At 48.4% G+C, this 13,419-nt stretch carries 8 protein-coding genes; 4 read left to right on the top strand and 4 right to left on the bottom strand.

The genetic code is table 11. The features are described from left to right. Positions 1–103: 103 nt before the first annotated feature. From LC084_RS20270 to LC084_RS20285, 4 genes are all read right to left on the bottom strand, one after another. Positions 104–946: a hypothetical protein gene (locus tag LC084_RS20270; RefSeq protein WP_226573403.1), complete on the bottom strand. Its 843-nt coding sequence runs from the start codon at positions 944–946 to the stop codon at positions 104–106. A gap of 560 nt (positions 947–1,506) precedes the next feature. After that, entirely contained in the window at positions 1,507–3,711 is a 2,205-nt protein-coding gene (locus LC084_RS20275; protein WP_404808822.1) for a TonB-dependent receptor, read from the bottom strand. A gap of 454 nt (positions 3,712–4,165) precedes the next feature. Then, the gene (locus tag LC084_RS20280) at positions 4,166–5,047 is read right to left on the bottom strand and encodes a YjcZ-like family protein (RefSeq protein ID WP_226573407.1); all 882 of its coding nucleotides are present in this window, start codon (positions 5,045–5,047) and stop codon (positions 4,166–4,168) included. Positions 5,048–5,049: 2 nt separating this feature from the next. Continuing rightward, complete coding sequence (locus LC084_RS20285; RefSeq protein ID WP_226573410.1) at positions 5,050–7,392, bottom strand: dynamin family protein; 2,343 nt, start codon at positions 7,390–7,392, stop codon at positions 5,050–5,052. Between the two features lie 788 nt (positions 7,393–8,180). Between LC084_RS20285 and LC084_RS20290 the strand changes: the two genes are divergently transcribed. The 4 genes from LC084_RS20290 to fdhF all read left to right on the top strand — a co-directional run bounded on the left by LC084_RS20290 (position 8,181) and on the right by fdhF (position 13,341). After that, positions 8,181–8,516 (top strand): zinc ribbon domain-containing protein YjdM, encoded by a 336-nt coding sequence (locus LC084_RS20290; RefSeq protein ID WP_226573412.1) that lies wholly within the window; start codon positions 8,181–8,183, stop codon positions 8,514–8,516. Positions 8,517–8,903: 387 nt separating this feature from the next. After that, positions 8,904–10,448, top strand: a complete 1,545-nt coding sequence (locus LC084_RS20295) for a methyl-accepting chemotaxis protein (protein ID WP_226573414.1) — start codon at positions 8,904–8,906, stop codon at positions 10,446–10,448. Positions 10,449–10,572: 124 nt separating this feature from the next. Continuing rightward, positions 10,573–11,004: an aminoalkylphosphonate N-acetyltransferase gene (gene phnO / locus LC084_RS20300; RefSeq protein ID WP_226573416.1), complete on the top strand. Its 432-nt coding sequence runs from the start codon at positions 10,573–10,575 to the stop codon at positions 11,002–11,004. Positions 11,005–11,193: 189 nt separating this feature from the next. Then, entirely contained in the window at positions 11,194–13,341 is a 2,148-nt protein-coding gene (gene fdhF / locus LC084_RS20305; protein WP_226573419.1) for a formate dehydrogenase subunit alpha, read from the top strand. Positions 13,342–13,419: the final 78 nt, after the last annotated feature.

A 13,419-nucleotide genomic window follows, 5' to 3' on the forward strand; every position in this document is an offset into this window, starting at 1 on the left:
CGTAGCTGCATGAAATATTTTACCGTGCAGGCAATACAACCGTGAAATAAGCGTATCAATGTGCGCTATCACCAGCACGTACAGGCGGTAACGGCAGTAGCGGCTAAAGCGACTGCCATTGTGCATTCAGAGCACGAACATGCATTTGCTCTTCATATTCCAGCGCACCTTTGCCATTGATTGCTGCCGTAAAGCTGCTGAACCAAAGGTCACTGTTGGTGGTATCGCGGGTAAGCGCGAGGAAGCCAGCTCGTAACTGTTGGTGATGGCTGTTACCTGCGTTCAATACTGCCAGGTCTGATTCCGCCTGTAATTGGTTAGAACCATCTCCTCGTGAAACTGCCAGCGCAATATCTTCTTCTGCCAAAGCCCGCCATTCGCTATCTTGTTCAGCCACCCGGGACTGAATAAACTGTTGTACGGTTTGCCGTGCAGGCGCTTGCCAGTTCGGTGCAATATTCTCGTCCACCAGCTTGTTGAGCTTGGCCTGTGTCATCGCAAGGTCCATTGCATCTGTCAATTGAGTGCCACTACCGGATACACCACTCAGGGCTGTGTGCAGTTTTTCAGCCAGTTGATCCGCTGTTACGCCTTCTGCTGCTGAATAATAAAATCCAGTGAAATGAACAGCATCATTTGCGGTTGACGGGTCAGTAAATAGTGGGTTACCTGGGTTTGGGCTTTTCGCCAATCGTTGCGACAAAGACACCAGGCCATCCAGTTGTTCAGGGGAAACGACTTCGCCGGATTCAACAGAATAATTCAGCGAAACAGCCATACTGCTCTGGTGCTGGTGTGCTTTATCAGAATCGGTACTGCCATCTTGTGCGCGCTCAGAAACTTTCGTTTTTACAGAATGTCCGGGAGTAGCATGGCTGGAATTGTCAGACAAAGACGTCCCAGTAATCACGCTTCCGGATAATGACTTTGCGAAAAGAGTATTCATCCTTTTACCCTGAGAATAGACATATACGCGTCTGTTATCGGCACAAAAGCGCAGAGGTTTACACGATATTCAAGCAATACTAAAAAGCCTGTTTAGCATTAAGTGAGACTTATTCGATTCAGTAAAATGAGTGAAACGAAAACACGTTTACCATAAAAACCTTTTACTATCATATGAATAAATAAAAGATGTATTCCATTTCTTTCCTGACAATTCTATGGTCAGGTAAGCCAGAGCCATAAAAAACATGCTCAGCTTCCGGAAAAAAATGCAAAAAACTACCAAATATAGTAGTTCTGAATAGCTAATATCGCAGTAACAGAAAGCAGAATAAATAATAATGGTTATTATTTTCAATTTTTAAAGAATAGTTCCGCTGACAGAATTAAAGTTATATACAGTATTGAGTTTCTATTTAATAAAGGTGCAACATGCATTTATATTGAAATGATATTGCCAGTAAATGTCAGAATTGTAGTTTTATCCCCTGTTCTCCCCTGGAAAATAAAAACCGGCTACCTTTTCAGGCAACCGGTGTGTTATGAAACATTCAGTCAATCTTAGAAATCGTAGGTCATTGACACTTTCAGAGTCCGCGGATCGCCCTGGAAGATGTAATAACCGTAGCTTTCTACAGAAGACCAGTATTTCTCATTGGTGACGTTTTCTACACCCACACGCCAGACCATTTCATTCTTATCTTCGTTAATACGCATCCGGTAACGCACACCTAAATCCAGCGTGGTATAGCTATCCAGTTTTTTGGTGTTCGCTGCATCGGCGTACTGAGAGCCTGTGTGATTGACACGAGCGGTTGCAGTCAGGCCTTCCACCTGGGGAATGTCATATTCTGCACCCAGCACACCAACAAAACGCGGCACACCAATGGCGTCATTACCATCGTTGGTACCATTTTCTGTTTTAGACAGTTCCGGATCTATCCAGGTGGTGCTGGCATTCAAACGCAGGCCAAGCATAGGTTCGCCAAACACATTCAGCTCAATGCCACGGTTACGTTGCTCACCATCCAGGCGAGTGTAGTAACTTGAACCGACATAATCGTTAATTGCTGAAGGTTTTTTGATTTCAAATAATGAGAGTGAACCGCCCACACGGCCGAAATCCATTTTCACACCCACTTCATTTTGTTTGGAGTGAATAATGCCCAGGCTTTGCCCGAAATTCAGCGCGCCTGAACCAATGGTGTCACCGGGTTGCAGAGCTTCAGTGTGGTTAGCATAGAGTGAAACTGGCTTCCATGGCTTATAAACAACACCATAAGTCGGCATCCAGCGGTTATCTTCGAAGTGAGAGCTTTCTGAACCAGAGTTATAGTCATAGTTTACCAGCACCACTTTCTGGTAGCGGGCACCCAGAGTAAACAGAAGTTTATCGTCCAGCACGCCCAGGGTATCGCTTAACAACCAGCCCTGAGTACGGCTACGAATCGTTGGTGAGGGATCGGAATAATTCCCACCGGAATAGTCATTATCCGGTATGGAGACCGATTGCGGGTCATAGATATTGGTTGTGCCGGTGGGTGACAGCGCCATTCTGTAAGCGGCACGAGTCTGGCTGGTAGATGCCGCATAACCCACGTTAACATTGTGCGACACAAAACCGGTATCGAACTTACTGCGCAGCCCTGCCATCCCACTGAATGTATTGATAATGTTATTGGTATCCATACGTGAAACCGTGGCATCACCCTGGGTATCAGTCAGTGCAGGTGTTGTGTATGTCCCGGTTTCATGCGCATGTTGCCCGCCCAGCGCAGCATAGGCTGTCAGGTGGCCTTCATCGAGCAAATCATATTCTGATTTCACCATACCGAATTCATTTTCGATATCGCTGTAGCCCCATTTCTGGCTGTAATTTGTGGTGTGCCCAGGTACTGCAGGAATGAAATCGACACCACTGATATTCACGCCATTACGGCTGCCATGAAAGGTTTTCTTCTGGTAGCCAAAATCCAGTGAAGAGCGCAGACGGTCGCCTTTGTAATCCAGCCCCAGTGAAGCCAGAGTGGTACGGCGTTTATCGTTATCTACTGCACCTTCGCCTTCACGGTGCACCAGGTTAACACGAGCGCCGAACTGGTTGTTATCACCAAACCGGCGGCCCACATCCAGGGTTCCGCCTAACTGGGAATCTGAGGTGTAATCCACACCAACACGGGTGATTGGTGTATCTTGCGCACGTTTAGGTTCCAGGTTGATCATACCGCCAACACCCGAGCCTGCCGCACCATTTAACAGTGCATTCGCGCCTTTGAAAATTTCAATACGCTCCAGCATCTGGGTATCAACCACCTGGCGAGGGACAACACCCGGCAACCCACCCATTGTCATATCGTCGCCATCAAGGGTAAAACCGCGAATACGGTAAGTTTCGGCGAAGTTGCCGTAGCCCTGGCTGGACTGAACGCCCGCATCGTTGGCCACCACATCGGCAATAGTATGTGCTTGCTGATCCTGGACTAATTTAGAGGTGTACCCCACCACATTAAAAGGCACATCCATGGCGCTTTGCTCGCCTAACATACCCAGACGGCCGCCATTGGCAACTTGCCCGTCCAGATAAGCAGGCACCAGCTCATCGCCACCTGGCTGGAAGGTATTGTCAGGAGTAGCCGTCACCGTAATGGTGTCTACTTTCTGAGAATGCGTTGAATCTTGTTTTGAGGTGTTTGTTGACTGGCTGTCCGTTGCTGTGCCCGCGGCAAGTGCCGGGAAAATAGCGCTACTGATTAGCAACGCCAATATGCGAGGCCCCTTGCCTACACATGTTGACTGGCGGTTTGACACGGCTTTTCTCTCTATTATTAAATGATAAGATTTATAATTTTGAGACCGATTATCATTTTTAGCTTATCAAAATCAAGTAATTCTTTTCAGGCTAATTATTCGAAAATTCATACAATAGAGCAGAATCAGTGTGTTAGTGGTAAAGAAGAAATGAAGAAATCTTTTTTCCAGAAACAACACCGGGTAAAGCAACCCACCTCAAAAGCGTATAGTTGGCTGCCAACAATGATACAAAGTGTGCAAAACCCTTGTGGTTAGTGAATACCGGGATAAAAAAGATAAGCATCCATTCATATCGCCGGGCAACCGAGGGCTCGGGGGAAAGGCAACGCTCAATAAGCGGCCTGTGGCATGGCACTTACTGGCAGCAACAGGGGAAACACAACGCCGCCCCCGTTACCCAGCAGTGCTGTTAATCGTCCTCTGCCTGGTGAAAGACTTCATCTACCATGCTGCCGGCAAGCCGGGATGCAGAGCAAATACGCGGCATACCCAGCGCAATGTTTTGCCAGCTTTGCGTGACAGACCAGGTGACAGGTTGATACTCGCCGTGGCTCCAGTCTCCCAGCCAGCTCAATAAAGCTTTCAGGTCCACCATGCCGGTAGCTGGCGGAAACGTAAGCCACTGATGATAAAAGTGCCGGGTTTGTGCAGAGGCACCAATATCGCTGGCAAGCTGCGCAATGGCTCGTTCCCGAACGACGTCGACCAACTGGCGAGAATGTATTGCTTCATGGGCGCGGTAAACATCACCAAACATTCCCCAACGCAACTCTTCCAGCGCAATATAACAACGCGATGCAGGAGAAAAACGCTGATAATGCCCGGTTCGCCAACGTGTAAATACTTGTTCACAATGAACCTGAGCCTGGCTCAGGTTGTCTGACTTTTTCAGTTGCACAGCCAGGCGCTGCTGACGCTGGCTTATCAGGGATTGAAGTTGCACCAGATGTGTTTCACGTTCATTGTCTGGAGGGCAACTGGCACGTAACACCTGTACCCGCGCAGCTAACGATGACAGAGCGAACTGGCTCAGTGCCATTTTGCTAATAAACCACTGGAGCCAGGCAAGGTTAGCATCACCATGGTCCATCGCGGCTTCGCTGCCATGCAAAACTTGCCCGGCAGGGAGTTTCTGGCGAAATACTGACTGTAAATGTGCCCAGAACTGCTTACTCTGCGGGTGGCGATAACGTTCTCGTCGCAGATTCAGGTCACTGGCAAGGTCAACAACAAACTTGCCATTAATACATTCCAGTCTTTCTCCAAGGCCTGCAATTGATGAATACGTCATTATTATTGTTCCGCTTTAAGCAGAGTCTGAATATCTTCCTGTAATAAACGCGTATCTTCACCAATAAATGACGCCGTTTCGAGGCAGTGCTGCACGCGTTTACGTAACCCTTGTTGTTGTTCATTGCTTTGTTGGCGAGCCAGCATGCAGTGATTCAGGTTACGCTGAATGGCTTCAAGGGAGCTGGTCACTTCTGCAAAAAACGTGGTGAGGCATTGGGTGACTGATACATCCAATTGTGCATACACCGCCCCCCGCATGTGTTCACAAGACTGGGAAATATGCTGGAAGAGTTTTGTCTGGAGTTCATTAAGGTTAATCGCAAACTGGCGCGAGTAATCCGTATTTCCTTCCAGTTGCTCCGTCGCGCCATTAAACCAACGCAGCATAGCGGAACGGACCCCGCTCTGCATTGGTGAGTTAACTGCACGTTGTTCTGTTAACGCATCGGCAAAGCAGGAAGCAACACTGGCATCCAGCAGCATGTGTTGAAAATCAGGTAAAGGCAGTGGGTCCTTGACACAGTCATCAAGCCTGGCACTCAGGCGTTGTTCAATGGGCTTGAGTGTTTGCAAAAAAATGGCCGTCAATGCCTGTTTAAGGCCTTCTGCTATCTCTGCCAGCGTCGTCGCCATATGGCCTTGCGCCCAGGTCATAATCACTTCGCAAGAATGGCTTATTTTGAACAGGCTGAGCCTTGCCAGGTTTTCATTGCCAGAAACCAACAGGCGCTCACCTGGGGGAAAATCCGGTTCATGGTACAACAGTGAGCACACTTTTTGCGTCACCATTGCCGGAACAACCCCTTTCTCAAAGTAGGTTTTCAAAGTGCTCTGAACCCGCAACCTGCACTGGTCAAGATGATTGCCTATTTGCCCAATCGCAGCCTCCATTTCCACCTGAACACGCTGGGCAACCTCTGCCTGGCATGAATACAGGGTCGAGATATCCAGTTCAAGGCTCTGTATATGAGACTGAAGGCTGTTGTTATCCATATTCAGCCCTTGCGAACGCAGGCTCAGAAACTCACTGGCTAACCGAGAATAGCTGTGCAATTTTTGCACCGCCGAATGCAGCGCAAAAAGCGCAGCTTTACCTTGTGCGGCATCAAGAATGGTACTAATTGGGCTCTGCAGCATCGCATCTTCCCAAAGTAACTGTGCAGCCTGTTGTATATGGGGAATATCCGCGAGATCACTGGCCTGCCAGCGACGCCCCAATGCGGCATCGGCAAAATCCTGTACCCAACGATGCTGGTCGGGGCACGGCAAACAACCATGTTGCTCAATTTCATGTTTTGCCCGGTAAGCCAGGTAGCCCCACATGGAAGAAACAGGGAAGATGTGCTCTGGTGTAATCACTCCCCGCATTAAAGAACCGGCTATCAACGCACGAATTTGCTGCTCGTCATCGCTATTACGATCTTTCTGGTCAAATTTATTCACCAGGGCATACAGCGGTACGTTATCCCCCACCTGAGCCACCACCCGGCGCATTTCATCATCAGATACAGATTTAAGCTGGGTGTAATCAAGCACAACCATAACAGCCGAGGCACGGCTTAATTGTTCTTTTAACATTTGCTGCAAATAAGGCTGACCGGCTTCATTGGGCCCAGGCGTATCCAACAACGTCAACTGACCGTAAGGGACTTCCTGTTCAGCCAGGTGAACAAATTCCACTTCAATCACAGGAATATGTTCAATCGCAGTATAAGCGGCAAAAGGGAAATCAACATTGAGGACCTGAGATAACCGTACCAGGTCATTCAGGCTTTTCAGGCAATAAAAAATGGGTTGGGCACCCAGATAGTGCCGTTCGAATCCCTGCTTTTCAATTATGCGTTGAATCAGGGCTTCCATATCGTTGTCTATTTCCAGGCGTTCCGCCAGTAACTCCCGGTCACAGTGCACCAGGACGGCGTGCAAATTTTCCATCAGTGCCTCAATGGGCAACACATGAGGAAAATACAGCCGGGGCTCTTTCTGCCCTGGGGTATGGCGAATCAGTGTAGGCAGTGCTGTCATTGGTCGGTTGCGGTTAGGCAACACTTCAGTACCAATAATGGCATTAATCGTCGTGGATTTACCGGCTTTCATCGTACCGACAATAGCCAGAACCATTTCCTGATGCGTGAGCTTACGCAACTCACTTTGTAAGATTTCATGCTGCCGCTGGATACCATTCAGGCTGAAATGGTTGGCGTTTGCCTCAACTGTGCTGCCTGTCGCTTTAACGGGTGGGCTGGAGGTAGAGAACTGTTGAATCGAATCAAGCTGCGAAATAGCCAGTTGCAACAGCCTTTCCGCCTCCTGACTTAATTCAAATATTGTCTGTGTGTGCATAGAAACCGTTCCTTAATGCAAATCATTGGACGTCATAAGCACGTCTTTTATTTTTTAGTTATGAAATAGCCAACTTCTATTTATTTTTAATATAAAGACAAACCATCACCCGCAGGCAATGAAACAAGAAGACTTCTTTTCTGTTCAATCAATAAGCATGAAACAACACTGGCAACAACCCTCCCCTGGTAAATAAACCCAGGGTAACAATCAGCATAAAGGGTGTTCCCACACCAGTGAGTGTAACGTTGCGGAGGCAGCCAATAAGAAAGCTTTCTGCCTAAGACGCCCGTGCAGAATAACACTATCCTATTAGTTTTCACGATATGTTGTTCGCATATTTAAAGCAAATTATTGATAGTGAAAACGAAAAATCATACGCATTAACTTTCATCTATTCTCATAAATTTCCGTTAAGTAGCCATTAATACTGCGAATCAATCCCATTCAATCTAACACAGGCTAAAATACCTGGCCATAAAACAGAGAAATTACGCATAAGTTCAAAATATTCTTTCCTGATAGAAAAAACAGCAGAATAAACATTTAACTCATTGTTTAATAATTACTTTATAATAAAAACACCAAAGTAAACGTGCAAAAAACCACACAATTATCATGAGAAATAAGTTATAATCACCCAACTTTTAACCATTTAATGATAATTCTCTGCAGATCACCGGGTTTATGCCTAATGAAATTGCCAGGCGGGCACGTTAATGCACTGCCTGTTTTCATTCGGGATCAAGCAGAAAATATCTTTACCTGTAGAGCTTTAAGGATACGCCATGCAACTGCCTCACTGCCCAAAATGCCAGTCTGAATATACATACCAGGATAATCTGATGTATGTCTGCCCGGAGTGTGCTCACGAATGGCGTGACAACGAACCCTCACAACAAGACGATGCCCTGGTGGTGAAAGACGCCAACGGGAACACGCTCAGTGATGGCGACAGTGTCACTGTGATTAAGGATCTCAAAGTTAAAGGAAGCTCCTCTACTTTGAAAATCGGGACCAAAGTAAAGAATATCCGCCTGGTGGAAGGCGACCATAATATCGACTGCAAAATCGATGGCTTTGGTCCAATGAAACTAAAATCTGAATTTGTTAAAAAGAACTGATTCGTTTCACCTCCCGTTAATGGGGGGTGTCTTTTTTGTTCCTGAAATAAAATAGGAACATCACCTGCACTCATTTATTTTTCACTCACCATTTAATTGAGCGAAAAACAATATAATTCTTGTTTTTATCTTGCGATAATAACCCTGCAATATACTAAACTATTATGCACTTAGTACAAATTCAATATAAAGCAAAAAATTAAAACCAAAATAAATCAACACACTAAAAAACATTAAGTAAAATTAATATTAAGCCATAATAAAACTTTCCCCATAAACTTCCCCACGGCATTTTTTTCAGATCATCATCACTTTTTATTGCTAAAGATATATTAAGAAATGCCGAGATATTCTGTTAATCCCGCAATAACGCCAGGTATAACCAAAATGCGCCAACAGCCTTTTGTGACAGACACTGAATATGAGTTGACGGACGACGCGACACTGATGTCTACCACGGACCTTCAGAGTTATATCACTTATGCAAATGACAGTTTCATAGAAGCCAGTGGCTTCACCAGTGAGGAGCTTATTGGGCAGCCACATAACCTGGTGCGCCACCCGGACATGCCACGCCAGGCATTTGCCGATATGTGGGCGACATTAAAACGCGGCGAGCCCTGGACCGGGCTGGTGAAAAACCGACGGAAAAATGGGGATTACTATTGGGTGCGGGCGAACGCCGTGCCGATTGTGCGTAACGGCCAGGCTATGGGGTATATGTCTATTCGAACCAAGCCCACTCGCGAAGAGGTTCGTGAGGCGGAAACGCTCTACCGGGCTATGAATGAAGGGCGCACAACTAACCTCACATTACGCAATGGCCTGGTGGTCAAGAAAGGCGCCTCTTCACTCTTTTCATTAACGAAAACATTATCATTGCGCTGGCGTATTCGCCTGCCACTGCTGGTAACCCTACTGCTCTCTTCGGCAATAATGGGCTTTGTAAATATCTCCTTGCATGAATACCTGATTATGCTGGGGCTAAACACGGTTCTGTTTATTTTGGTGGGCTTCATGCAGGAACGCCAGGTTGCTACGCCTGCGGAAAAACTGCATAAACAGGCGCTGATGGTGGCGACTGGCAACAGCCATAATGTTGACCATATGCAACGTTCCGATGAGGTCGGTATTACTTTGCGATCCATCAGCCAGTTGGGTTTGATGTTCCGCTGGCTCATCAATGATGTTAGCGGCCAGGTGTGCAGTGTGCGCACGGGCAGTGATGCGCTGGCCCAGGGGAATGAAGACCTTAATGAGCGTACCCGGCAAACCGCAGTTAACGTGCAACAAACTCTGGCGACCATGACACAGTTGTCCGATACCGTGCGGGATAACACCAACACCGCCGCCCAGGCGAATAAGCTTTCCGGGGAGGCAAGCAATGCGGCTACCCACGGCGGCCAGGTAATGGAAACGGTAATCGCCACCATGAATCAGATTGCCGAGAGCACCAAGCAAATCGGCAGCATTACATCCCTGATTGACAGCATTGCGTTTCAAACCAACATCCTGGCACTGAACGCCGCTGTAGAAGCCGCCCGTGCAGGTGAGCAGGGTAAAGGTTTTGCTGTGGTAGCAGGCGAGGTACGCAGCCTGGCACAACGCAGTGCCAAAGCAGCCAGCGATATTCGCAACTTAATTGAATCCAGCTCTTCGCGGGTAGAATCCGGGGCAGAAGAAGTACAAAAAGCCGGTGAGACGATGCACGATATCGTGGACCAGGTGAAAAATGTGACTCAGCTTATCGCCCAAATCAGCGATGCAACCGCGGATCAAGCACACAGCCTTTCTGAGATCACCAAAGCCGTTGATCAACTTGATCATATTACCCACCAGAACGCCACACTGGTTGATCAGGGTGCTCAGGCTTCAGCCTCTATGCAACACCAGGCTTCCCGCCTGGAAGATGCCGTAAACGTGTTTCGTTAACCGGTTTGCCAGCCATTGCTGGCAAACCAGTTGATTCACTATTCAGTGGGCACTTGAGGGATGGTGAAAATCCCACTATGTTGATTAGCATATCTCTCAAACCACTGCTGTTCCGGGAGCCGCCATGTCGATTGAGCTACGCCCTGCCCGGCTTAACGATGCCGATGCGTTATACAAGCTAATTTGTGAACTGAAACAAACCACGTTTGACCGGGATGCCTTTCTCAGTGGGCTGGCACGTAACCTTGACGATCCCCAGCTTTTTTACCAGCTTGCACTGCTGGATAACCACCCGGTGGGTATGATTAGCCTGCAGATGCAATTTCACCTGCACCATGTTCGCTGGATTGGCGAGGTTCAGGAACTGGTCGTTATGCCCGAAGCCCGCGGGCATAATATTGGCCAACGCTTGCTGGCCTGGGCTGAAAGTAAAGCACGCGAATGGGATGCTGAATTGCTTGAGTTATCCTGCGGGGCACTGCGCAAAGACGAACACCGTTTTTATTTACGCGAAGGCCACGAACCCACACATATGCGCTTCACCAAACGCCTGTAACTTCCGCCATTCATCTTTAATCTCGACACGTCATATCTGACGAAGGCCTGTCTTTCGTCAGAGTTTTGTCAAAAAAAACACCGTAATATCCTGATTTGTTCTGGGCTTATTTAGCTGGCACAGAATATGCATTGATGGGCGCGCGTGCTGGCATGCCACACGCTTACTCTTATCACTGGAGCCAATCGGATGAAAAAAGTTGTCACGGTTTGCCCTTATTGCGCATCAGGTTGCAAAATCAACCTGGTGGTCAATAACGGTAAAATCGTCAAGGCCGAAGGCGCAAACGGGAAAACCAATGAAGGCGATTTGTGCCTGAAAGGGTATTACGGCTGGGATTTCATCAATGATACCCAGATCCTCACTCCCCGCCTGAAGTCGCCTATGATTCGCCGCCAACGCGGTGGCAAACTGGAAGCCGTTTCCTGGGATGTTGCGCTGGATTATGTCAGCGAACGCCTCAGTGCGATTAAGCAAAAACATGGCCCGAATGCCATTATGACCACTGGGTCTTCCCGTGGTACGGGCAATGAAACCAATTACGTGATGCAAAAATTTGCGCGCGCCGTTATTGGCACCAATAACGTCGATTGCTGCGCACGCGTCTGACACGGCCCTTCGGTTGCAGGTCTGCACCAGTCGGTCGGTAATGGCGCAATGAGTAATGCCATCAACGAAATTGACGACACAGATTTACTGTTTATTTTCGGCTATAACCCTGCCGATTCGCATCCTATTGTTGCGAAGCATGTTCTGCGCGCAAAACAAAAAGGCGCGAAAATCATTGTGTGCGACCCACGCAAAATTGAAACCGCACGTATAGCAGACCAGCACCTTGCTCTGCGCAATGGTTCCAATATCGCACTGCTCAATGCCCTGGGCCATGTGATTATTGAAGAAAACTTGTATGACAAAGACTTCGTCGCCACACGCACAGAAGAATTTGATGAATACCAGAAAATTGTTGCGGGCTATACCCCGGAATCCGTCGAAGACATTACAGGGCTGAGTGCCCAGCAAATCCGTCTGGCGGCCCGGACCTATGCGGGTGCCAAAACTGCGATGATCCTGTGGGGCATGGGCGTAACGCAATTTTACCAGGGCGTGGAAACCGTTCGTTCTCTGACAAGCCTTGCATTGCTGACCGGAAACCTGGGCAAACCTCATACTGGCGTTAACCCGGTACGTGGCCAAAACAACGTTCAGGGTGCCTGCGACATGGGTGCACTACCAGATACTTTCCCGGGCTACCAGTATGTGAACAACCCCGAACACCGTGCGAAATTTGCCAGTGCCTGGGGCGTAGATTCACTGCCAGCAGAAACGGGATACCGTATCAGCGAACTGCCGCACCGCGTAGCTCACGGGGAAGTCAGAGCCGCTTACATTATGGGTGAAGACCCACTGCAAACGGATGCTGAACTCTCTTCGGTACGCCAGGCATTTAATGACCTGGAACTGGTTATTGTTCAGGACATCTTCATGACCAAAACCGCATCCGCGGCTGATGTTATCCTGCCATCCACCTCGTGGGGTGAGCATGAAGGGGTATACACAGCGGCAGACCGTGGCTTCCAGCGCTTCTTTAAAGCCGTGGAACCCCAGTGGGACCTGAAGACAGACTGGCAAATTATCAGTGAAATCGCCACGCGCATGGGCTACCCGATGCATTACAACAACACCCAGGAAATTTGGGATGAGTTGCGGCATCTGTGCCCGGATTTTTATGGGGCGACCTATGAAAAAATGGGCGAGCTGGGCTTTATTCAGTGGCCATGCCGCGATACCGGGCCAGAAGACCAGGGCACTTCTTACCTGTATGCGAAACAGTTCGACCGCGCCAATGGCCTTGGGCAGTTCTACACCTGCGACTGGGTGGCGCCGCAAGACAAGCTTACAGAGGAATACCCGATGGTGCTGTCTACCGTGCGTGAAGTGGGCCACTACTCTTGCCGCTCCATGACCGGTAACTGTGCGGCTCTGGCTGCACTGGCAGATGAACCCGGTTATGCGCAAATCAATACTCATGATGCGATGCAACTGGGTATTGAAGATGAAGCGCTGGTGTGGGTGCACTCCCGTAAAGGTAAAATCATCACCCGTGCCCAGGTTAGTGACCGGCCCAACAAAGGCGCTATCTACATGACATACCAATGGTGGATAGGTGCCTGTAATGAGCTGGTAACAGAAAACCTGAGCCCGATAACCAAAACACCGGAGTATAAATACTGTGCTGTCCGGGTTGAGCCTATTGCAGACCAGTATGCAGCGGAGCAGTACGTTATAGAAAGTTATGACGCACTGAAAACCCGACTGCGGGAAAGTGCGCAAGGGTAACAACAACCGTGTGATATCTCACCAGCCGTACACCAGCAGGTGTGCGGCTTTTTTATTCACATCCGCATTACCCTGCTA

Origin of the sequence: Mangrovibacter yixingensis (genome assembly GCF_020523985.1) — a bacterium.
GTDB lineage: Bacteria > Pseudomonadota > Gammaproteobacteria > Enterobacterales > Enterobacteriaceae > Mangrovibacter > Mangrovibacter yixingensis.

Coding starts and splice junctions, on each gene's coding strand:
- LC084_RS20290 (WP_226573412.1), top strand. CDS start 8,181: ATGCAACTGCCTCACTGCCCAAAATGCCAGTCTGAATATACATACCAG.
- LC084_RS20270 (WP_226573403.1), bottom strand. CDS start 946: ATGAATACTCTTTTCGCAAAGTCATTATCCGGAAGCGTGATTACTGGG.
- LC084_RS20295 (WP_226573414.1), top strand. CDS start 8,904: ATGCGCCAACAGCCTTTTGTGACAGACACTGAATATGAGTTGACGGAC.
- LC084_RS20285 (WP_226573410.1), bottom strand. CDS start 7,392: ATGCACACACAGACAATATTTGAATTAAGTCAGGAGGCGGAAAGGCTG.
- phnO (WP_226573416.1), top strand. CDS start 10,573: ATGTCGATTGAGCTACGCCCTGCCCGGCTTAACGATGCCGATGCGTTA.
- LC084_RS20280 (WP_226573407.1), bottom strand. CDS start 5,047: ATGACGTATTCATCAATTGCAGGCCTTGGAGAAAGACTGGAATGTATT.